This is a genomic window from Psychrobacter proteolyticus, from assembly GCF_038155145.1.
GTDB classification, from domain to species: domain Bacteria; phylum Pseudomonadota; class Gammaproteobacteria; order Pseudomonadales; family Moraxellaceae; genus Psychrobacter; species Psychrobacter proteolyticus_B.
Genome location: NZ_JBAKAY010000001.1, coordinates 100372 through 123413 on the forward strand (window position 1 = coordinate 100372; position 23042 = coordinate 123413).

21 protein-coding genes and 2 tRNA genes are annotated in these 23042 nt (G+C 43.5%); 19 read left to right on the plus strand and 4 right to left on the minus strand.

The window, feature by feature from the left end; genetic code table 11:
- The first annotated feature begins 91 nt into the window (after nucleotides 1-91).
- The 12 genes from surE to modB all read left to right on the plus strand — a co-directional run bounded on the left by surE (nucleotide 92) and on the right by modB (nucleotide 10662).
- Nucleotides 92-910, plus strand: coding sequence for a 5'/3'-nucleotidase SurE (gene surE / locus V6252_RS00390; RefSeq protein WP_341608855.1), 819 nt, complete (start codon nucleotides 92-94; stop codon nucleotides 908-910).
- A gap of 150 nt (nucleotides 911-1060) precedes the next feature.
- On the plus strand, nucleotides 1061-1849 hold the full coding sequence (locus tag V6252_RS00395) for a peptidoglycan DD-metalloendopeptidase family protein (protein ID WP_057759055.1): 789 nt from the start codon (nucleotides 1061-1063) through the stop codon (nucleotides 1847-1849).
- A 69-nt stretch (nucleotides 1850-1918) separates the two neighbouring features.
- Complete coding sequence (locus V6252_RS00400; protein ID WP_296207450.1) at nucleotides 1919-3217, plus strand: lytic murein transglycosylase; 1299 nt, start codon at nucleotides 1919-1921, stop codon at nucleotides 3215-3217.
- 393 nt (nucleotides 3218-3610) lie between these two features.
- A complete protein-coding gene (gene glp, locus V6252_RS00405; RefSeq protein ID WP_341608856.1) occupies nucleotides 3611-4906 on the plus strand; it encodes a gephyrin-like molybdotransferase Glp in 1296 nt (431 codons plus the stop codon).
- 205 nt (nucleotides 4907-5111) lie between these two features.
- Nucleotides 5112-6149, plus strand: a complete 1038-nt coding sequence (gene moaA, locus V6252_RS00410; protein ID WP_425355838.1) for a GTP 3',8-cyclase MoaA — start codon at nucleotides 5112-5114, stop codon at nucleotides 6147-6149.
- 129 nt (nucleotides 6150-6278) lie between these two features.
- Nucleotides 6279-6809, plus strand: coding sequence for a molybdenum cofactor biosynthesis protein B (gene moaB, locus V6252_RS00415; protein WP_102078147.1), 531 nt, complete (start codon nucleotides 6279-6281; stop codon nucleotides 6807-6809).
- Between the two features lie 18 nt (nucleotides 6810-6827).
- Nucleotides 6828-7571, plus strand: coding sequence for a molybdenum cofactor guanylyltransferase (mobA, locus tag V6252_RS00420; RefSeq protein ID WP_341608858.1), 744 nt, complete (start codon nucleotides 6828-6830; stop codon nucleotides 7569-7571).
- A gap of 30 nt (nucleotides 7572-7601) precedes the next feature.
- A complete protein-coding gene (moaC, locus tag V6252_RS00425) occupies nucleotides 7602-8108 on the plus strand; it encodes a cyclic pyranopterin monophosphate synthase MoaC (RefSeq protein ID WP_341608859.1) in 507 nt (168 codons plus the stop codon).
- A gap of 101 nt (nucleotides 8109-8209) precedes the next feature.
- The gene (locus tag V6252_RS00430) at nucleotides 8210-8491 is read left to right on the plus strand and encodes a MoaD/ThiS family protein (protein WP_057759069.1); all 282 of its coding nucleotides are present in this window, start codon (nucleotides 8210-8212) and stop codon (nucleotides 8489-8491) included.
- Between the two features lie 66 nt (nucleotides 8492-8557).
- Nucleotides 8558-9049: a molybdenum cofactor biosynthesis protein MoaE gene (locus tag V6252_RS00435; protein ID WP_290164838.1), complete on the plus strand. Its 492-nt coding sequence runs from the start codon at nucleotides 8558-8560 to the stop codon at nucleotides 9047-9049.
- On the plus strand, nucleotides 9042-9914 hold the full coding sequence (gene modA / locus V6252_RS00440; protein WP_341608860.1) for a molybdate ABC transporter substrate-binding protein: 873 nt from the start codon (nucleotides 9042-9044) through the stop codon (nucleotides 9912-9914). The genes V6252_RS00435 and modA overlap by 8 nt, the downstream gene beginning before the upstream one ends.
- A gap of 46 nt (nucleotides 9915-9960) precedes the next feature.
- A complete protein-coding gene (modB, locus tag V6252_RS00445; protein WP_341608861.1) occupies nucleotides 9961-10662 on the plus strand; it encodes a molybdate ABC transporter permease subunit in 702 nt (233 codons plus the stop codon).
- 157 nt (nucleotides 10663-10819) lie between these two features.
- Here modB and V6252_RS00450 read toward each other — a convergent pair.
- A tRNA-Asp gene (locus V6252_RS00450) sits at nucleotides 10820-10896 on the minus strand.
- Between the two features lie 37 nt (nucleotides 10897-10933).
- Nucleotides 10934-11009 (minus strand) — tRNA-Val (locus tag V6252_RS00455).
- A 283-nt stretch (nucleotides 11010-11292) separates the two neighbouring features.
- On the opposite strand from V6252_RS00455, the gene V6252_RS00460 reads away from it, so the two are divergent.
- The 7 genes from V6252_RS00460 to V6252_RS00490 all read left to right on the plus strand — a co-directional run bounded on the left by V6252_RS00460 (nucleotide 11293) and on the right by V6252_RS00490 (nucleotide 21656).
- Nucleotides 11293-12930, plus strand: a complete 1638-nt coding sequence (locus tag V6252_RS00460) for a cardiolipin synthase (RefSeq protein ID WP_341608862.1) — start codon at nucleotides 11293-11295, stop codon at nucleotides 12928-12930.
- Between the two features lie 116 nt (nucleotides 12931-13046).
- Nucleotides 13047-14549: a tetratricopeptide repeat protein gene (locus V6252_RS00465; protein WP_341608863.1), complete on the plus strand. Its 1503-nt coding sequence runs from the start codon at nucleotides 13047-13049 to the stop codon at nucleotides 14547-14549.
- A gap of 132 nt (nucleotides 14550-14681) precedes the next feature.
- Nucleotides 14682-16238, plus strand: coding sequence for a 3-deoxy-D-manno-octulosonic acid transferase (locus V6252_RS00470; protein WP_341608864.1), 1557 nt, complete (start codon nucleotides 14682-14684; stop codon nucleotides 16236-16238).
- Nucleotides 16235-16957 carry a 16S rRNA (uracil(1498)-N(3))-methyltransferase gene (locus tag V6252_RS00475; RefSeq protein ID WP_341608865.1) on the plus strand — a complete coding sequence of 241 codons (723 nt, stop codon included), beginning with the start codon at nucleotides 16235-16237 and terminating at the stop codon, nucleotides 16955-16957. Before V6252_RS00470 ends, V6252_RS00475 begins: the two co-directional genes overlap by 4 nt.
- Before the next feature lie 264 nt (nucleotides 16958-17221).
- A complete protein-coding gene (locus tag V6252_RS00480) occupies nucleotides 17222-18346 on the plus strand; it encodes an extracellular solute-binding protein (protein WP_298808164.1) in 1125 nt (374 codons plus the stop codon).
- A 198-nt stretch (nucleotides 18347-18544) separates the two neighbouring features.
- Nucleotides 18545-20221 (plus strand): ABC transporter permease, encoded by a 1677-nt coding sequence (locus V6252_RS00485; protein ID WP_298808163.1) that lies wholly within the window; start codon nucleotides 18545-18547, stop codon nucleotides 20219-20221.
- Between the two features lie 109 nt (nucleotides 20222-20330).
- The gene (locus V6252_RS00490) at nucleotides 20331-21656 is read left to right on the plus strand and encodes an ABC transporter ATP-binding protein (RefSeq protein ID WP_341608866.1); all 1326 of its coding nucleotides are present in this window, start codon (nucleotides 20331-20333) and stop codon (nucleotides 21654-21656) included.
- A 33-nt stretch (nucleotides 21657-21689) separates the two neighbouring features.
- Here the strand turns inward: V6252_RS00490 and V6252_RS00495 are convergent, their stop codons facing one another.
- Complete coding sequence (locus tag V6252_RS00495; RefSeq protein ID WP_341608867.1) at nucleotides 21690-22553, minus strand: methyltransferase domain-containing protein; 864 nt, start codon at nucleotides 22551-22553, stop codon at nucleotides 21690-21692.
- A gap of 56 nt (nucleotides 22554-22609) precedes the next feature.
- Entirely contained in the window at nucleotides 22610-22891 is a 282-nt protein-coding gene (locus V6252_RS00500) for a hypothetical protein (protein WP_101206189.1), read from the minus strand.
- Nucleotides 22892-23042: the final 151 nt, after the last annotated feature.

The following is a 23042-nucleotide window of genomic DNA, read 5'->3' on the forward strand; positions in this document are numbered from 1 at the left end:
CATATTTTGAACAGATATGGCAAGATAGCAGAATTACCAAATACAGATGTAGAAAACAGCTAATAAAATATTAACCAGATACTGAGTAGAAATGAGATTTTTAATTAGTAATGATGACGGTGTGTATGCGCCAGGATTATTGGCATTATCTCAAGCATTATCGACTATCGGCGAAGTTGTCGTCGTCGCTCCCAACGATGAACAAAGCGGCTATGCCAGCGCGCTGAGTGTCTCAAGACCACTGCACACGCATCAGCTGCCTTCTGGATTTGTAGCGGTAAATGGCTCACCAGCTGACTGTGTTTATTTGGCCCTGCATGAGTTATATCGTGATAGTGACTTTGACTGCGTGATTACAGGCATTAACTCAGGGGCTAACTTGGGACAGGATGTGATGTTCTCTGGTACGTTCGGTGCTGCATTGACTGCGCAACTATCTGGTATTCCTGCTATAGCAACGTCTTTGGTAGGTGGGGGTGTTAAAAACGGCGGGCAAGAATCAGCCAGTGATTATCAAGTGGCCGCACATGAAATCGTCAAACTGCTTACTGAGACTTCAATTTTAGAGATGCTCAAAAGTTTGCCCTATCATGTATTAAACGTTAATATTCCTGATGTGCAGCATGCTGATGATATCAAGGGTCGAAAAATAACCTCGCTAGGCCATAAGCAGGCTACTCAGCCAGTACGCCATATGATAGATCCACGCGGCCGAGATGCGTACTGGTTGTCTCTACGAAAAGGTAAAAATGAGCGACCACTAGAGACATCAATCGATGCGTTACAAGCGAAGCAGGATGTGATGACAGATTATCAGGCTGTAGCGGCAGGGTATATCAGTTTATCACCAGTACGCCTACATCATACGCCAACGGCATCGGTGGATAGATTATCAACACTCGCGCTATAAATTCTATAAGATATAATCCATACCGGCTTATTAAAGACTGACGTGTTATGAGAGTATCAGAAGACTTTTGTATGACATTAAGATGTATGGCATTAAGATCTTTTGAATGATTAAACAATGAATGAGCAACACAAAGAATAGGAACCTTGTATGAAAAAAATCATAGCTGGATCGCACCTTGTTAAAGCCGCGTTGATTGGTACTATGGCAGTCGCTACTCTATCTGTCGTCGGCTGTGCAACGAAGCCTACCTATCAATCAGCAAACCAAGCAGGTCCTAAGATTATTACTAACGCGCAAGGCGTCCCTAACTATCACCGTGTACAACGCGGCGATACGGTCAGCCAGATTGCAGCGCGCTATCGTCTGAACTACCGTCAAATCGGAGCGATGAACAATCTAGATAGTAAATACACCATCTATAGTGGGCAATGGCTCAAACTATGGCAAGGCAATGCGGCAACCACTGCAAGTAACAATAGCTACAGTGCTCCAGTTCAAACGCAACCAACTTATACGCCACCTGTGACTCAATCTCAAACACCAGCTTATGAAGCCACTGCCAACTCGACCTCTGGTTATGATTATCCTACGCGTAATCCAGTGACTCGTAATATTGACCCTGCTGCGGGCAATATGGGAATGTGGTTTGCAGGCAAAGTTGGTGATCCAGTACTTGCCAGCCAATCAGGAACTGTGCTTTACTCAGGCAACGGTCTGCCAGAGTATGGCAATCTAATTATGATTCGTCATAGTGATAACTACATCACAGCCTACGCCCACAATAGCCAGTTGTTGGTGCAAGAGGGCGATACAGTACAGCGTGGTCAACGCATTGCCAGTATGGGCAGCAGTGGGCAGACCAATGAGGTAGGCTTAGAGTTTCAAGTTCGCTTAAATGGTAATCCTATTGACCCACGTAGCGTACTTGGGCGTTAGACTTAAATAATAGCTACGGATAGCTTGGCCACTGTGCGCCATTTTATTTATTCATGTTTGAGATTTTTTATGAGATTAAAAAAGCAATACCTCACCCTTATGCCAGCATTAGTGATGGTCGGGTGTACAAGCCAGCAGGCAATGCAAAGTAAGCCTGTTCGTCAAGGCGGCGTTGAGATTACTCAAACCCAAACCGTTCAGGTCAAACCAACACCTGCGCCAGTCGTAAAGCCGCAGCCTGCGCCCAAGCCTAGCTACAGTAGCTTTTCTGATTGGAAGTCAGACTTTTCTATGCGTGCCATATCGTCAGGCTATGATGCCCAAGTAATTGGTCGATTGCTCGATTCTGCTTATCTAAATCAGCAAGTCATCTCATTAGATTCAGGTCAGCCCGAGTTTTCTAAGATGCCGTGGGAATACGTAGATTCTGCGGTATCAAGTGGGCGCGTCAGTGTAGGAAAGCGCAAATTTGCTGAGCAGCGTGCTTATTTGTCTCAGCTAGAGTCTCAATATGGGGTTAATGCAGAGATTATCGCTGCGATATGGGGTATGGAGTCATCGTATGGCGCTGTGACGGGCAATAGTGATTTGCCAAGTTCGCTTGCCAGCCTTGCTTATGACGGTCGTCGTCAAGAGTTTGCTGAAACGCAGTTGCTATCGTTAGCGACACTGCTACAACGCGGTGACGTATCATGGTCACAGCTCGACGGTTCTTGGGCAGGTGGTATGGGACAAACTCAGTTTATCCCTGAGACTTGGCTCAAACAAGGGGTCGATGGTGATGGCAATGGGCATCGTAATCCTTGGGCTACTGGTGATGCACTAGCCTCGACGGCCAACTATCTTAGTAACTCAGGTTGGGTTCGTGGCTTAGCGCCTTTTTATGAAGCAACTGTGCCAGCCTCGTTTGATTACTCAGTGGTTGGTAGTAAACAACCTGCTGCTAGATGGGCGGCGATGGGTGTCGATACGATAGCGGACGTTTACTTAGATGCCAATACTCAGATGGAGCTATGGTTACCCGCTGGTAAAGACGGTCCAGTATTATTGCTGAGCCCAAACTTTGATGTGATCAAAGTCTATAACAACTCATCAAGCTATGCATTGGGCGTTAGTCTGCTAGGCAAAACGATTGATGGGCAAAGCGGTTTGCAAAAATCTTGGCCTCGTTATGAGCGTCCATTATCGACTACGCAAGTGACTAACCTACAACGTCGGTTGACTAGTATGGGTTACGATACCAAAGGCGCTGATGGTATCGTTGGTACCAATACTCGTATGGCATTCCAGCGCTGGCAAGCAGATAATGGTCAAACGCCAGATGGATTCATTACTCAAAACAGTGCGTCTTCATTGGCTGGATGGTGAGGTAGGCTGACGGTGTTTATACATTGTATAAAAGCGGCTCTTTTTAATCGTGCTTAGCCATTATTAATTAGCCATTAGTTATCAAACGATAATTTACTTTGTTCTACAAAAAGCACCTTGCCAAGGTGCTTTTTTTGTCTCAATCTATGTCTGGTTTTGCTGACATCTTTAACACAATTGACAATGCAATAAATATCAAATATTGAGACCAGTTCAATCTGGCTTTATTCAAAACTTATCAGGACAAGGTTAATACAAGAAAGTTGATACTTTGAATGATAGACTCTAGATAATGTGTTTTTTGACGATGACTTTTACTCATAGTTTTTAGTGACCATTTTAAATAACAGTTTCGATTATAAATAATTAGAACAATAGAAAGAGCGTAACCTTATGATTACCATGGAAGAGCTACAAGCTGCGATACAGCAACGGATAGATAATTATCATATTACTGACTTTCCACTACAAAAAAGAGCCGTTAACACTCTAGAGTTGCTGGGCAGCCTAAACCATATATTGGCTCAAGATATTGCTTCACCCTTTGATGTGCCGCGGCAAAATCTATCTGCGATGGATGGTTATGCGATTGCCAAAGGTAGTGAGTTATCAGAAAACAGTACTATCGAAATCGTTGGTGAGTCGCAAGCTGGCAGTGCTTATACTGGTGAGACAGCGGCAGGGCAAGGGGTACGGATTTTTACGGGTGCAGTCGTACCAGATTGCTGTGATACGGTCATTATGCAAGAGAATACAAATTTTGCAGATATCAAAGCGACCGTTGATAAATCTCGACCTTATAACATTACGCTCACGCAAACGGCCAAAGTTAACAATAATATCCGCTCACAAGGCGAAGAGATTGAGTCTGGCGAAGCCGTACTAAAAATTGGTAAACGCCTTAATTCTGCCGATATTGGCTTACTGGCTAACTTTGGTATTAGCCAAGTGAACGTGTTCCAACCGCTTGTCGTAGGCGTGTTGGCAACAGGTGATGAGCTCGTGGCTATTGGCAATGAGCTACAAAGTCTAGCCCAAATATATAATTCTAATACTCCGACGCTCAAAAGCTTGCTATCAGATCTGCCTATCACTATTCGTGATTATGGCATTATTCCTGATAACCTAGAGCAGACAACTATCGCAGTCAATGAGGCCATGCAGGACTGTGATGTACTGATATCTACTGCAGGTGTCTCTGTTGGTGACTATGATTTTTTGACCACTGTGATCGAAACATTAGGTCAGATTAACCACTATAAAGTGGCGATGAAACCTGGTAAGCCTTTTGTATTTGGCGAGTTAAATAAAAATCTCGATAAGCCAGTATTGTATTTTGGCCTACCGGGCAATCCACTCTCTACGGTTGTGGGGACGCTACAGTTTGTGATTCCTGCATTGTGGGAAATGTCAGGTGCTAGCGTATCAGAGCAGCCGATGCCGCTAACTATCAAGGCCAAACTGATCAGTGATATCAGAAAATCTCCCGGCCGCAAAGACTTTCAGCGTGGCGTATTGTCACTAGATGAGACAGGTCATTATCAAGTTGAGTGCTTCTCAAGACAGCAGTCACATAGAATCAAACAGCTAAGCCGCGCCAATTGCTTTATTGTACTGGACAAAGACAGTGGGAACGTAGCAGCTGGTAATGACGTCGTTGTACAACCGTTTCCTTGGCTACATCGCTAATTCATCGTTTGCCAATTTATTGTAAGGTGGTCGCATAAAGTTAGAGAGCAATCCTATAACCTTACACTGGTATGCTAAACACGAATAACAAAGTAGTGCTTATAGTAAGCAGTACTGATGGCAGTAACATATGATTGATGACAACATAGATGACAAACACAAAATAGACAGCCCGCAACTGTATTCACCGAGCTTGGCACCGGCAATGTCTGACGGTTACATAGGGTCTTCCTTGGTCGTGCCTACTGAGCAGATGAGTGACTATCACCAGCCGCTAACTGATGGGTTTGCACGGCGTCTGACTTACTTGCGTCTATCTATTACTGACTTCTGTAATTTTCGCTGTGAGTATTGCCTGCCAAATGGCTATCAAGGTAAGCGCCCTGATGATGAGCTGAGTATCTCTGAAATTGCAACCTTGGTGCGCGGCTTTGCTCAAGTAGGTACCAAGAAGGTTAGAATTACAGGTGGTGAGCCTTCTATTCGTCGTGATGTTGTCGAAATTATCGAAACGATTAAGCAGACTGACGGTATTGAGACAGTTGCGATGACCAGTAACGGTTATAAATTGGGTAAACATATAGCCAACTGGCAAGCTGCTGGACTTGATCAGCTCAATATCAGTATGGACAGTTTTGATGCTGCTACTTTTCATAAAATGACAGGCTTTGATACCTTGCCGCAGATATTGGCTGACATGGATATATTGTTAGAAACGACTGATATCAAACTGAAAATAAATAGTGTCTTGATGGCGGAGACTGCTTTTGAGAACTTAGTCACGGCGATCGACTATGTCAAAGACAGACAAGTAACCTATCGCTTTATTGAATTTATGCAGACCAGTGATAATAGCGATTTGTTTTTTGCTCAGCATGCTCAGTCTGATATTATCACCGATTACTTGTTAGAAAATGGTTGGCAGCCGCACGAGCGCGGTAGTGCCGATGGCCCAGCAGTAGAGTACAGCCACCCTGAGTATGTCGGTCGTATCGGTATGATTGCCCCATATGCGGCGCACTTCTGTGATACCTGTAACCGCTTGCGTGTAAGCAGCCAAGGTAAGGTGCATTTGTGTCTGTTTGATCAAGGCAATTACGATATCCGTCCATACTTACAGCAAGACGATATCCAAGGACTGGTAAACACTTTACATAGCTTTATGCCGATCAAACCTGAGCATCATCATTTGCATGACTCTAACAGTGGCATTATGCACAATCTATCGATAATCGGCGGATAAAACATTTTGAGTCTGCAATCACGACGCTGATAGAGACTGTTTTCCAACGCAATCGTTTTTCAACATCGCTTTTTTTGATACAACGGATTTTTAATACAATTATAAAATGACATCTATAAAGGATTATTTATGAGTAAGCCTGCTGCACAATTTACACCACTTAATATTGCTGTATTGACCGTTTCTGATAGCCGTACGCTGGCAGAAGATACTTCAGGGCAGTACTTAGTAGACAGCTTGACCGAAGCAGGTCATCATTTAGCAGATCGTCAATTAATCACCGACGATATTTACCAGATTCGCGCAGTCATTAGTGGTTGGATTGCTAGTCCAGACGTTCATGCGGTTATTACAACTGGCGGCACAGGGTTCTTCATCAGAGATAGCATGCCAGAAGCGGTGAGTGTGCTGTTTGATAAATCAATCGATGGTTTTGGTGAAATGTTCCGTTTAATCTCAAAAGATGAAATCGGTATGTCTACCGTACAATCGCGAGCAGTTGCTGGTATGGCCAATGGTACGGGTATATTCTGTCTACCAGGTTCTTCTGGTGCTTGCCGTACGGGTTGGGAAAATATTTTAAAGGATCAGTTTGATAGCCGTACTCGTCCGTGCAATTTCGTGCCGCATTTTTTGGCACAAAACCCTAGCCATGATTGAGTTATAAATAATTGAGCTATGAGTGATATACAATCAAATCTGAAAGGTAATAGCGTAGTAACAGATTGCTCAAATAATCTGGATGGTTTGGCAGGTGTGGTTATCTTGGCAGGCGGGGCATCCAAGCGCATGGGAACGGCTAAAGCGATGCTGACGCTACCGTCAGGTGAGCAGCTGCTAGACTATCATGTTCGTCATGCGAGCAAGTTACAGGTTCCTATATTGATTGCAGATAATGGTCGCGGCTTTCAAGCTGGTTTAGATGTCCATTCAGAAAAACCTAATGCGCCTGTTATTCACATTGCTGATTATGGTACTGATGTTGACTCTAATAAACATGATGAGCAGATCAAGACTGGCGGCGCTTTGGTCGCTATCGAATCAGCCTTACAAACATTGAACGATTTGAATGATTCAGGCGTATCAAAAAACGTACAAGCATCGTGGTTACTGGTTATTAGCTGTGATAGCTTAATACCAGCAACTGACTTGTGGCAGAAATTACAATGTGAAATAAGCCTTGCTACCGATAAAAAAGTAATTTGCTTAAAAGATGACAGTCACCTATATCCATTATTAGGACTGTATCAGCTAAGCATCGAGCGTGATTTGAAAAACTATATAGACAGCAGACAGCGTAGAGTAATGCAGTTTATTCAACCATTAGTGAAAGCTGTACCATTTAGCAAAGAGTGGCAAAATCTAACCAACTTCAATACGCCTGAAGATTTTAAGCAGGCATGTGCTGCTCTACCAAAATAATAAAAATATCACATAAGAAAGGTTATATAAATGAGTGACAGCGTTCAGATAAATCAGCAATCTACTTTATCTCACTTGGATAATGATGGTGATATTACCATGGTCGATGTCAGTGGCAAGACAGCAACGACGCGAGAAGCCAATGCTACTGGACAAGTACGCTTTCCCAGTGAGATTTATACGCAGATTAAAGCGGCTGATGGCATGACCAAAAAAGGCAGCATCACGCAAACAGCTCATATCGCTGGTATCATGGCGGCCAAACGCACTCATGATCTTATACCGCTTTGCCATCCGCTACCGCTAGACAAGATAGGTTTAAACTTTGAATATAACGACGCGCTCAGTAGCATCACGGTCAGTGCGGTGGTCAAGGTTACGCATAAGACAGGGGTTGAGATGGAAGCATTAACCGCAGTTAGCGTTGCCTGCTTAACTATCTACGATATGACCAAAGCACTATCGCATGACATCGTTATAGATGGCATTCATCTGGTTAAAAAGACAGGTGGTAAGTCAGATTACAGTCATGCTTAAAGTGACAACATTGCAGAGTGCGTAATCAATTAATCAATTAATCAATTAATAAAGATATGCTAAATGCTAAGCAAGGAAGCTTGTATAAGATGGAGAGGTTTATGAGTGCTATCGATATGACAACTAATATCGAATCAACAATGAATATTAATGTCATGTATTTTGCCAGTTTGGCTGATGAGGCCAATTGTCAGCAAGAGACAGTAAGCGTACAGCAAGATACGTCATTGACTGAACTATACGAACAGCTTAGTCAAAAGCATCGCTTTAGCCGTCCGCAGTCGGAGCTACGTGTTGCAGTAAATGACTACTTTGCTAAATGGACTGACCAGATAAATGATGGTGATAGCGTGGTTTTCATCACGCCAGTCGCTGGTGGTTAGACAAGCATTTACTAGTGTCCATTTTGTCAGTGGCTACAAAGAAAATATAATAAGTAGAGAATAGAAATGACCGACAACGTCCATGACCATTCAATGACCATCAAACGTACTGCTGATGACGCTTACCTTATCGCTGAGCGTGATGGTTTTGCGCTACTAGATATTGCTATAGATGAAGATAGACTAAAAAGTACGTTAGACAATGACAGTTGTGGTGCTTTCGTCTGCTTTGAAGGGCGAGTGCGCAACCATAATAATGCCACGAGCGTTGATCGTCTTACCTATTATGGTTATGAGGATTTGGCCATCAATCAAGGCCGCGCCATTATAGAAGAGGCCAAAAAGCGTTTTGAAATTACGCATGCTATTGCCATACATCGTATCGGTGCGTTAGAAATTGGCGACGTGGCTGTGTGGGTTGGGGTAGTGTCAGCGCACCGTTATCCAGCATTTGATGCTTGTCGCTGGATATTAGATACTATCAAAGCGGACATTCCTGTATGGAAGCAAGAATACTACGAAGACGACTCGTCTAAATGGCTCAGCAATAATGGTTAAGTCATTAGCTACTGTCTGTGCATCTGCTTGTCTGCTATTGTCACTAAATGCTTGTACGCAGGATAAAGACGCCAATACGACGCTTGCTGCTGATACCACTGAACCAGCCCAGACTTTGCGTATTGCTGCGGCTGCCAACTTATCTGATGTACTACCTCGTATTATTGATAGATATCAGGCTGATAACAGCTCATCTGCCCAAAATATTTCAAGTATTTCAGATATTGAAGTTACTTATGCCTCTTCTGGTAAGTTATATGCGCAAATCAAAGCAGGGGCACCGTATGATATATTCTTGTCTGCCAATCAAGATTTTCCTGCTAAATTGGCTGATGAAAATTTAGTTAGTGTTATTAACGAAGATAATAAGCTAACCAAGCCTTTTACGTATACCAGAGGTCAATTAGCGCTCTATAGTGGCACCAAACCTTTAAACAATTTTACTCCAACGTCGCTGGGTGATGTGTTTATCAGTGCTGACTTTACTCAGGACAGCAAGGTAGCTATTGCGAACCCTGACCTTGCTCCTTATGGTGCCTCTGCAAAAGCCTATCTGCAATCACAAAATATGTACGATAAGTTAAATGCTCAAAAAAGCTTAATACAGTCAGAGAATATCGGTCAGGCATTTCAATATGCGCATACAGGTAGTGTGGACTATGGTTTTGTAGCACAGTCTCAGCTTGTTGCGATTAAAGCCAAGCCTGAGCAGTTTATTACCTTATTGCCAGCGTCTTATCCAGCTATCTTACAAGATGGCATAATCGTTAATAACACTGCTCCAGCAGCAGACTTCACCAATTACTTGCGCTCAAAAGCAGGGCAGCAGCACTTCTTACAAGCAGGCTATCTGGCCGTCCAGTAATACGTTAGACTAACCCCTCTCATCATAGAACGAGCAGTGACATTATATGATCGACCAGTCTCTTATGTCAGATATGCTCAGTCCATTTTGGGTGAGCATCAAGCTCGCTTGCGTGACTACCTTATGCTTACTGCTATTTGCAACGCCCATCGCTTATTGGTTGGCTAAGCCGAGCCGTATAAAAGCAATAGGACGTCTTAAAGTACTGCTCATGGGCATCATTGCGATGCCCCTGGTGCTACCACCTACCGTGATTGGTTTTTATCTATTGTTACTGCTCAGTCCTAGTGTAGGTATCGGTAAATGGTTGAGCGAACATAATATTAGCCCGCTAATTTTTACCTTTGAAGGTCTGGTCATTGGCTCCATCATTTACTCGTTACCTTTTTATATACAGCCTGTCTATGCACAGTTTTTGCGTATTCCGAAAAGTGTCACGGAAGTCGCTCATCTTTTAGAACCCAATCGTATGCGGCGTTTTATGAAAGTGGCTTTACCGCAAGCGCGGGTGGGTATTATTTTGGGTAGTTTGGTAAGCTTTGCTCATACCATTGGAGAGTTTGGGGTTGTACTGATGATAGGCGGCAGCATCTCAGGCGAAACTAAAGTAGTATCGATTGCGATATATGAGCAAGTAGAGGCCCTTAACTATGAGGCGGCGCATATGATGTCTGGTATTTTGATTATTATGGGTGTAGTGATGGTAGCGTTAATCGCTAGTGTGAGCCGAATAAGTCAACGTCCATAGCACTGAAATATTTGTACGCGAGTTAAGAAGTGTTAGCTGGCGCAGTAGCTATATAAACAATGTCTAAGCAAAATATGTAGACACAAAAAAACCTCAAGTAAACTAATACTTGAGGCGAAACTTGCTTAAACTTAACAGTTTAAATTCGTTTTAAATATGGCGCAGCGGACGGGACTCGAACCCGCGACCCCCGGCGTGACAGGCCGGTATTCTAACCAACTGAACTACCGCTGCTTAGGTCTCTTAGCTTGTTTAGCCACTTGCTAAGAAGTGGTGGGTGATGACGGATTCGAACCGCCGACATTCTGCGTGTAAGGCAGACGCTCTACCAACTGAGCTAATCACCCTTCGAACAATTGCTAGGCAATTTATTCAACATCAACTGAGCTCTTAAGTTTGTCACTAAGCTCCGTTGCTGTGGGTGTGTATTATATAGATTTACTGTTGAGTGTCAAATATTATTTTAATGTTTTTAGAAAATAATTATAAATCGCACTTGCGATCTACCAAAAATAGCACTCAAAGCCATGTATTATATAGCATTTCTAAAAGTACACTTATTATCATTATTTGTTGTTTAGAGGTGAAAAGCTACTATACTATGGATGCTTTATTCGTTGAACACGGTTGATGGAGGCCAATATAAACACTTTTACTATTAAAGATACTTTTACTAGCTGGACCTGGGGAGACTTAGCGGGTCTAGGTCTGGTGCTGCATATTGTACTTATGATAGTAATGACACTGCGCGTGGTTTCTGTGCAGCGCAATATTGGTGTGTCTATTGCTTGGGTGGCTGTGCTTTACACGTTACCAGTATTTGGTTTTGTGGCTTACATTCTGCTCGGTGAGCCGATGATTGGACGGCGCTATCGTGAACGCGTAGATCAAGCCAGCATCTTGATGAATGATATGGCAAGGCGTGAGCATCTGATTTTTGACAAAGGGCAGGACTTATTACCAGCCAACTACCGCGGTGTTAGCCAAATAGGAACGCGCTGGACAGGGTTTGGTGTATTTCCCAATCATCAAATGCAGCTATTGACCGATCCCGCTTCTATTTTTCAACGTTTGATTGAAGATATCCATGCAGCCCAGCGTATTGTCCTTATGGAGTTTTATATTGTCTATCCAAAAGGACAGGTGCTAGAAGTTATAGAGGCGCTATCTGTAGCGGCTCAGCGCGGCGTAGAGTGTCATATATTGGCTGATAGTGTGGGCAGCTTTAGCTTTATTAATAGTAGCGTGCACCGCAAATTAGAAAAAGCAGGGGTTTATGTCCATCAGTCATTGCCAGTAGGATTGTTTAAGACATTATTTAAACGCTCTGATTTGCGCAACCATCGTAAAATGGTGGTTATCGATGAACATATTGGCTATATCGGTAGTTTCAATCTGGTTGATCCAAGGTTTTTTAAGCAAAACAAAAACGTCGGCCAATGGATTGATGTGGCACTACGAACGACTAGCCAGCACTCGATTAGTATCAATACAGCGATGGCCAAGGTAATTGTTACCGACATCGGTGCTGAAAGTAATGACAATCTTGCTGAACTGCATCAGCGGGTTAATAACTACACTCGTAAGTTATATGTGATGCATCCGACCATCAATGATCTAAATAGCCGAGTGAAGGTATTGGCGGATACGATTGATGATCATGAGCAGCCAGATGTAGGTGCCACCTCGATTGTCGTACCAAAGATGCCTGTTGTGGACAAGGTCTTAGCGCAGCTAATACCTTCAGCACCGCAGCTAACGGCTCATGTGATTTACAATACGTTAGTTACCGTGATTCATCGTGCCAATAAGCGCATCCGTATTACCACGCCTTATTTTGTCCCTGATGAATCCCTATCAGGCGCGCTGACGATAGCAGCTAAGCGCGGCGTTGATGTGACGATTATTGTTCCTGAAAAGGTTGATTCATTTCTGGTACAACATGCTTCTCAAGCTTATTATCAAGAGTTGTTGGATGCTGGAGTAACGATTGCCTTGTTTAGAGGTGGTTTGCTACACGCAAAAACAGTAGTTATCGATGATGACTACTGTCTATTTGGCACCGTTAATATCGATATGCGCAGCTTTTATCTAAATATGGAAGTCAGTTTGGCGATTTATACGCCAGAAATGGTTGCCCAAGTAGCGGACTGTCAAGAAGTGTATTTAGAAAACTGCCGAATCTTGGATAGTGATGAGTGGCAACAGCGTCACGGATCAAAACGCTTGTTTGATAATGTCGTGCGCTTGTTCAGTCCTTTATTGTAGCACTCGGATTTTTAGGGTAAGGTAATCTACTAGTATTGTTCTATCATCTTAGTCGTAGCACTTTTATAACTTATACTTTTTTGGTTTATTTATCTGCAAAGAGGTCACATCCGTCTATGTCTGCATCACCTTTAACGCCACTGGACTATATTGCAGAAGGCTACTGGCAAGATTTCTTAGCTGGGCGTCCTATTGCGGGCGGTATCGCCTACGAAACTGAGCTGCGTGCTTGTACACTAGACGAGTCGCTTGAGAGTTTACAGCGTATCGACACGCTATTATCCCAAGTGCGCCGAGATATGATTAAAAGCGGTATATGGGATGAGACGACGCTGCTGGTCGATGAACGCTATCGTAATTTTATGGTGTTTTTGGCGTTTTATGTAGGTCGTGTATTGGCGCAGCAGTGGCAAAGCAAGCCACATTGGTATGGTCAGTTTGAGCTGCGTAAACGTTACCCTGAGTTGTCATTGGTCACAGATGACTTCTATCAGCATATGGCGGTTGGTTACGATGATAGCGTGGTTAAAGGGCACTTATTTTTTGCATTAGAGCCAATAGGGCTGCGTCTGTTTGGTCATATTGATCGGCAGTTTGACGCAGTACAAGGCGGGCAAGTGGAGAGTGGGCTATATCAAGCGGTTAGCCTTAGACTACCAACTATTTTAAGCAACGATGTTCATTCAGTGCCTGAATTGACAGCGCATAAAGCAACCACTCATCAAATCACTGAAAGCATCATTCCGAGCGTAGATTTAAATACGCATGTCGGTACTAGCCAATTAAATGCTCCTCTTAACAAGCCAGAGGAAGTATCGATAGGAGCTGAGCATAACCTAGCTAATGTAGTTGTAACTGATAGTGAGAGTCGCGCAGCTCCATCTGGTGTACCTGATACGGTAACAACTGAGTTGCAAACAAGCGTAGTGCCTCCTGAGTCTGAGAATTCAATAAAGCCCGAGCTGACTAAAATAGCGCAACCAGTAGCCAAGCCTACGTCGTCTGTAAAGAATACATCAACGCCAGAGATGTTTACGCAACTGCTCGTAGAATTAGATGAGATAGCGGTGCCACAACCAACTGGTGATGTTCAGTATCAGCAAGCACGCAAAGTATTAGATCAGTTCGAGCAGCATATTGCCAAACAGAACAAACCTCGTCGCCAAGTTATATTTTCAGATAAACATATCGCAACAAAGAACCAAGCGCTTCTAACGCTACAAGCGGCTGCTGAAGATGGTAATACAGCGGCTATGCTACGTTTGGCCATGTATGAATTGTTAGGTGAAGGTTTGACAGCGGACAGTGACAACCAAAAAAAATCTGGCGTAGATTGGGTCAACCAAGCCGCTAGCAAGAACGACAGCCGTGCTCAGCGTCTACTCAGTAAGATGTATTACCAAGGAGTAGGGGTGTCTCAAGATATAGATAGCGGTAAATACTGGTTAGAGCAAGCGGCAGATAATGGTCATGCAGAAGCGGCCAATCTGGTTCAGCAATGGCAGCAAGCAGAAATGCTGCTGACCACACAGAAGCAAGAGCAGCATAGCACCAAGCGTTATCAGCTGTTAATTGGTGCAATCATTGCAGTCGCTTTATTGATAATAGTCATTATCTAACAATCATTATCTAATAACTATTTACTCAGTAACTTTTTAAAAGCTTATTGTTACAGCTTAAATTCAGGTAGAATTGGCGCGCTTTACCTTTACCCTTTTATCGTTTGATTCATAACTAATTTGGGCTGTTCCATGCCATCATCTAATACTTCGTCTGACCACTCTGTAAATCCAATTGACCCTGTATCATCGCCTAGTCGAGCGGTACACGAGACACCTTTATATTATCAGTCTCTTATTGGGCTGCTAAAACCACTATATCGTCTGCAAGTATGGCGTCGATCTCATAAGAACGAAAACTATCAGCAGGAAATCGATCAGCGCTTTGGTAAGCAGTATCCACCGCGTCCAGTGGTCAATGCTGATATAGATAATGGAGTAATTTGGTGCCACGCAGTTTCATTAGGTGAGACCAATACGGTCGCGCCTTTATTAGATATGTTATTGGCTAATGGCTATCAGATATGGTTGACCAATACGACTCAGACAGGTTTTGCTCGTGGCGCCAGTCGTTTTGCAGAACAGATAGCTCAGGGTCAGATGAGTCATAGCTATGTGCCAGTCGACAGCCCTGCTGTGATCGAGACTTTCTTAACGCACGTACAGCCTATCGCTGCATTGTTTGTAGAAACAGAGCTATGGGCAAATATCTTGACCAAATTATCCCAGCACCGTATTCCAAGTATTCTGGTCAATGGTCGACTATCTGCTTCTTCTTTTCAGAGTTATCAAAAGATTGGTGCAGTCAGCGCCAGTATGATGAAAAATCTCTCCTTAATTATTGCGCAAGACAGCGACTCTGCTAAACGCTTTCGGCAGTTAGGGGCTAGTAGCGCCCAAATTCGTGTGGCAGGCTCATTAAAGTGGGTAATCAATGCGTCCAAAGCTGATGACCAAGCCATAGAAGATAACAGTATTTATAATAAGAAAGCTGAACTGCGAGCAGAGTTTGGTATAGCAGATCGTCCTGTGTGGGTAGCTGCGAGTACTCATGATGGTGAAGAGGCAGCAGCGTTGTCATTGCAACAGCAACTACTGTCTCAAGCGACATTAGCAGATACGTTGCTTGTTATTGTCCCTAGACATCCTGAGCGTTTTGACGAAGTAGCAGATCTCATTCAAAAAACTGGGTTAAATATGGCTCGGCGTAGTGATGGAGACGTGATTGATGCAGACACGCAAGTCTATCTGGCAGATAGCATGGGTGAGATGATGAGTTGGTATACATTGGCAAACGTAGCATTTGTGGGCGGCTCGCTGGTAGATATTGGTGGGCATAATCCAGTGGAGCCTGCTAGTGTGGCCACGCCTGTACTGATGGGACGTTATACTCAGTCTTGTCAAAGCGTGATAAACAAACTGGCTAGCGTAGGCGCTGTATATCAGCCAAATAATGACTTCTATCGTCCAGTCGAGTCAAATAACTCAAGTAGTTCGGATGCACAGATGACCATTGATGATCAGTTAAAGGCGAACAAAAAATCCTCTCGCAAGAAAACAGCTTATAACCGTGAAGACGCTGTGAGCATTTATACGCAGCTAGCGACTTGGCTATGCAATTTGCCATTGGCCGCGCAGGCAGGGCAATCTGGCGAGCAAATGACGATACAGCAGCAAGCGGTATTGACCCGCCAATTTACGATGATTGAAGACGCAATCGAACTGTCCTCCAACCAAGATAATTTATGAACTGTATATTATTGCCCGCTGAAAACTTCTCATCAGACACAGCAAAAATCGATGCCTTGTCTCAAGTCAGCCATGTGACTAAAGTGCTAGGCGCAAAAGTAGGTGATACGCTTAAAATTGGACAAGTCGGTGGCACCCTTGGTACTGCTATCATTAAAAATATTACCGCCGACAGTATTCGGTTAAGTAACGTTCAGCTCAATACTGTACCGCCGGCCAAATTGGATTTAACTGTCATTTTGGCATTACCACGTCCTAAAGTGCTACGGCGTTTAATCATGGATATGACGGCGCTTGGTGTACGCGATATCATTCTTATCAATAGCTACCGTACCCAAAAAAGCTATTGGCAAAGCCCAATGCTTGAGCGGATTGACGAGTTTGTATTAGAAGGCTTACAGCAGAGCATCGATACGATCGTTCCTAGTATTACGCTACAAAAACGTTTTAAGCCATTTGTCGAAGACACACTGGCAAGCCTAATTAGCAATAGAGCGATTGTCGCGCATCCTTATAGTCAGCAGTCCTTTTCTGAATTTTTACAACAGCAACCATCACGAGAGCTACCGAGTATAGTTTGCATAGGCGCTGAAGGTGGTTGGATTGACTATGAGATAGAGCTGTTGTCAGCTCAAGGCTGCACGCCTGTACATATAGGCTCTCGTATCTTACGTACGGAAGCTGCGGTCAATGCAATCTTAGGGCAATGGCTCCTTTAGATTGATACTAAAGCGCGTCGCTAGACCAAACTATTGAAAGAGCTGGTAAAAAATAGTTCTTAAAAATCAATGCTCAAGACTCATCACAGATATATTTGTCAGTTAAACAAATGTATTGATAATTAATCTCACTTCCATTAGTATGTTGCTTTGATATATTATGGCCTGATTACTGCTAGCGATTAGCAAGTCATTGTTATAATCACTGTTATTTTGTCTCACCATCCGTCTTACTTTTTTTATAGCATTACTATGGGGAAAACCATGTCATTGAACGCTATCAGCGCTAATCTAACCTCTACGAAGCTTATCCTACCTGCAGCCGTATTTGGCATGATGTTGGGTTTGGCAGGTTGTAGCAATTCTTCAACCACAGAAGAAAGCGTAGAAGTAGAGTCAACAGAAACAGGTGCTGAGCAGCAAGCAGCAACTGACGAAGCTACGACTGCTGATAGTCAGACGATTACTATCTACTCATCACGTAATGAGCAGCTTATTAAGCCATTGTTAGATCGCTATACTGAGCAAACAGGCGTAAAAGTTGAGTTGGTCACGGACAAAACAGGTCCACTCATGGCGCGTTTGCAAGCGGAAGGTCAGAATACTCCAGCTGATATGCTATTGACCGTTGACGCTGGTAACTTATGGCAGGCTGCAGAGCAAGGCCTATTGCAGCCAGTATCGTCTACTGTGTTAGAAGCTAATGTCCCTGCAAAATACCGTGATCCAAAAGGTCAGTGGACAGGTCTGTCACTACGTGCACGTACTATCTTTTATGACCCAAGCAAAGTCACTGCCGACCAGCTATCTACTTATGCAGATTTGGCCGATCCAAAATGGAAAGGCAAACTATGCTTACGTACCTCTAAAAAGGTCTATAACCAATCGCTTGTTGCTAGCATGATGGAGCATTTGGGCGAAGAAAAAACCGAAGCAGTTATCAAAGGGTGGGTTGATAACCTAGCGACTGACGTGTTCAGTGATGACGTTGCGATGCTAGAAGCTATCGCTGCTGGTCAGTGTGAAGTGGGTATCGCCAATAGCTACTACTATGGTCGTCTATTGGACGAAAAACCAAACTTCCCTGTGAAGATATTCTGGGCAAACCAAGATACGACTGGTACGCACGTAAACATCTCAGGCGCTGGCGTGGTTGCAGGTTCAGACAATCCAGATGGTACGCTTAAACTGATAGAGTGGTTGTCATCTGATGAGGCACAAGGTCTTTATGCCAGCTCTGACAAAGAATTCCCAGTAAAAGTAGGTATCGATGAGTCAGACATGCTCAGATCATGGGGCGAGTTCAAAAAAGACGATATCAATGTACAGAAATTCGGTGAACTACAAACTCAAGCTATCCAAATGATGGATAAAGCGGGTTATAAATAAGGGATCGCCAGTAATACTGATACCAATCGCAAAATCATAACTTCGAGACAATAGTTCTTAAGCAATAGCTTTTAAACAACAGCTTTTAAAGAATAGGTTCAAAGGTTAGTCATTACAAAGGAGTTATTCAAGTAATGACGATTTTGAGGTTGGTATAAGCTTATAAGGTCTCTATACGTATGACACGGTAATGATAATATGATCACAACGCCAGATGCGTCTGTTAGTCAAAACGATACTGTCAATGGCGGTGTTAATGACAAGCAGACTGTCAGCCAAGACCACGCCCTTCGTAAACGTATTATCTCGAAATCAGTCTTAGGGCTGATTTCGTTGTTTATGCTAGTACCAATTTTAATCGTGCTGCTGTCGTGGACTCAGCCAGTGGCAGAGATTTGGACACATATGGCAGACTATGTACTGCCGCAAGTGCTCAAAAACACGGCGATTTTATTGCTAATGGTGACAGTTGTTTCAGGCACTATTGGTACTGCTCTAGCTTGGGTCACTAGTATGTATCGTTTCCCGGGTCAGCGTTTCTTTTCATGGGCGTTGATGTTGCCACTTGCCATCCCTGCTTATGTATTGGCATTTGTCACTATTGGCATTGTTGATTTTAGTGGGCCGCTACAGACAGCTCTGCGGGATTCCGGTATCAGTACTGCCATACCGTCGATAAGGAATGTATGGGGCGCAGGCTTGGTATTATCGCTAGCGTTTTACCCTTACGTATATTTGCTCGCGCGTCAGGCATTTTTGTCACAAGGCAGGCGAGCGATAGAAGCGGGGCAGATGCTAGGTTTGAGTCGTAGCCGTGTATTTTTTCGGTTGGCGCTACCGCAAGCATTACCGTGGATCATTGGCGGCTTATTACTAGCCAGTATGGAAACCTTAGCGGATTTCGGTGCAGTATCCGTATTCAATGTCGATACTTTTACTACTGCCATTTATAAGGCATGGTTTGGTTTTTTCAGTTTGACCACAGCGGCTCAGCTAGCAGCCTTGCTCATTGGCGTGATCTTTATCGTGGTATTGTTTGAGCAGTATTGGCAAGCGAAGCGTGGTAGTTCACTTACCCAAGGTAGCAGCCAACGCTTTGACGCCAGTAAACCTGCCAAGCTCGCCATGACACTGCTGTGTACGCTCATTTTTTTAATCGCCTTTTTAATTCCTTTCTTGCAGCTTATCTATTGGACAGCACTTAATTTTCGCCAAGATTTTGATGCACGTTACATTGATTTTGTCACCAACAGCCTCATGATTGCTAGTATGACCACGCTATTCATTGCCTTTTTGGCCATTATCATTGCGTGGATTAAACGGCAGTATCCTGATAAATCGACTAAGCTAATGACCACTTTAGCCAATTTGGGCTATGTCGTACCGGGGACTGTGTTGGCGGTAGGGATATTTATACCTATTGCATGGCTTGATAATCAAATGATTGCCTTTGGTATCACCTCACAGCAAGTGCTTTCTGGCAGTGTCATTGTTATGCTATTGGCGTTATCGACGCGTTTTATGACAGTGAGTTTTCAGCCAGTTGACAGACAATTGCAGCGATTGACAGTCAATCAAGAAGCTGCTGCAAAATTACTTAGCGATAGTCCTTATCAGCGTTGGCGTCATGTGATGCTGCCTGTACTTAGCCCCGGTGTATTGACCGCATTATTGATGGGCTTTGTCGAAGTGATGAAAGAGATGCCCATTACGCTGATGACACGGCGTCAAGGCTGGGATACGCTTGCAGTACGAGTGTTTGAAATGACGAGCGAAGGTATGTGGGGACGAGCCGCATTACCGAGTTTGCTAATCGTGTTAGTTGGCTTGCTTCCTGTCTGGATATTACTGCGTCAAAGCGATAAACACAGCTAATAGCAATAATTTGGTATAAGTTTAACAGCACACTCGTAGTGTCAGTTATATTATAATTTGCTCTGTTTTATCGATGGTTTTACTTACTAATAGCGAACTGGTACCGTCTATGTACACTGATTCAATGAACGACTCAACAAATTCTAAGTCAGAAAAGGCTCGGGCTAGCCATACGCCTGTAGCAAAATCACCACTGTCACAAAATAGAATCAATCCAGTTCAGACGAATAAAACTGTAGAAAAAAGCAACACCTCACAACAAAATACTGAGAAACATATCGCGATAGATCCTTATTTTAGTGTGCAAAATCTCATCGTAGGCTATGACGATACTATCGTCGTCAACGGTCTATCGTTGATGCTAGAACAAGGAGAGATTGGTTGCTTCTTGGGTTATAGCGGCTGCGGAAAGACCACAGCGCTACGAGCAATTGCGGGATTGGAGCAAAGTCGTGGCGGCACTATCTATCTAAATAATCAACGCCTAACTGAAAAGACAGCTCGTCAATCATTTGCAGTGGCGCCAGCCAAGCGTGGCATGGGCATGGTATTTCAGGATTATGCTCTGTTTGGTCATTTGAGCGTAGCAAAGAACATCGCCTTTGGTCTCAATAAATGGTCAGCCGCTGACAAAAAAGCCCGTGTGGCTGAGATGCTAAGTTTAGTTGAATTGACTGAACATGCAGACAAACGTCCTAATGAGCTTTCTGGGGGTCAGCAGCAGCGTGTGGCTCTTGCAAGAGCGCTCGCCCCTAAACCAAAACTACTATTACTTGACGAGCCGTTCTCTAATCTAGATGTGGTGCTGCGTGAATCACTAGCAATGAATGTCCGTGATATTCTCAAACGTACCAATACCACAGCGATTTTGGTCACTCATGATCAAAATGAAGCGTTTGCGCTAGCGGATAAAGTAGGGGTAATGGATAAAGGACGATTGGTACAGTGGGCGCGACCAAGTGAGCTGTATCATGAGCCTGTCAGTCCTTTTGTTGCAGAATTCGTAGGCGAAGGTGCCATGATAGACGGTATCATCAAAGAAGGTCATGTTGAGACGGCGCTAGGTAATATCTATCGCCGCATGGAAGTCTATGATGAATCAGGCCAGCCACAGTACTGCGAATATGATTATCCAAATGGTACACCAATCAAAGTACTCGTGCGCCCTGATGATATTATCCATGATGATGACAGTACGCAGACAGCTTTGGTTATCGGGCGTGTATTTCGCGGTGCCAACTATTTGTACCGTCTGCAGTTAGACGACGGACAGACTGTCTTATCCTTGGTTGCGAGCCATCATAATCATGCAATCGGCTCGCATATTGGCATTCTGCCTTTGCTAGAGCATGTCGTAGTCTTTGATGAAAAAGACATCAATGCCACTACTTGGTCAGAATATGATAGATCATCGAGAATGGATGAAGAGGTTTAGACATCTTTACAATTATTGAGCTGTCGTCTTAATTTACCGTTTAGCCAAAATGTGTAAGTAACGACCAAGCCATTTGTACGGCTCTAACTGTGAGTAGCGTAACTCCATTTTTATCACTGCATCTGGGTCGTTGTGACCGCCACGTTTGAGTGGTGCATAATCATGAAATACTCGTAAACCACTGCTACGTAACGTCTGATAATCATGCGCTTGAAGCCACGACTCGACTTCTTCTTTGGCAACGGGATGGTTAGGAGTGAGGCTTTTCTTATTGTCCGCTTTGTAATCGTTACCATCAAGTAAGCTATCGAGTAAGTTAAAATTCCCCATGATAAGATTGCGATAATCAAAACTCGCTGGGTTGTAGAAGCAGACAGATAGCGCGCCACCATCTATTAATTGCTGATCAAAAAAGTCCATGACCGCCGCTGGTTCTGCCAACCATTCAAGTAGCGCATGCGACATAATCAAATCAAATTTTTCTGTCTCTGTCTGAGCCAACTTTTCTTCAAGCGCTTGATAAGGGCAAACATACCAAGTGATGTCTAGCTTTTTATCAATTTTTTCTGCGCTCACTTTCGCCTTCTCAAGCATATTTGCTGATATATCATTGATGACTACGCTATGACCTTGAGCAGCAAGTTCTATCGCAATTTGTGCAAGCCCTGCACCTACATCCAAGATACGTAAAGGTCGCCCAAGCGCCTCACTCATTTGTGCGCTATATTCGAAAATATCACGGCGTAGCACAGCCAATCGAATCTCGCCTTTTAAACCACCATAGACCTTTTTTTCGAAATGATCGGCAATGGCATCGAAGCTACGATCTTCTCGATCGTCTTCTGCTAGTATAGAAAGGTTTGAGTCAGGCTGGCTATCTTGATGTTTAATTGTCATAAGGTATTTAGATCAATAATTAAGAGGGTCAAATTAATAAAACTATTCAGTATGAACTAGCGTTTCAAACGTCTGTTAATTACCCATTTAAAAACGACCTTCGCTAAAACAATAACCACAAATACCACGATAACAAACACCCACATACCATTGCCTTGTAGATTCTCTTGATAGGCTTTTGACAAGTATGCTGATAAAGCCATCGCGACTAAAAGTGCTCCCCAACGGACATAAGGGACAGCGCGATTGTTATGGTTAGGAAAGCTAGCAACATAATCGCTCGAAAAGCTGTATAGCACCATTGCTAAAATCCAAACAATTGCAAGAATGATATCCATAGTAATAGTAGCCTGTTAGGTCGTTATGTAAGTGCTATAAAAGATGAGGTAGTGTAGCGTTTAGAAATTTTTTGTCCAGTATCACTAAAAAATAATCGCATCAAAGTGGTTTAAATCATAATGTGCTCATGAGAATAATATGACTTTGAAA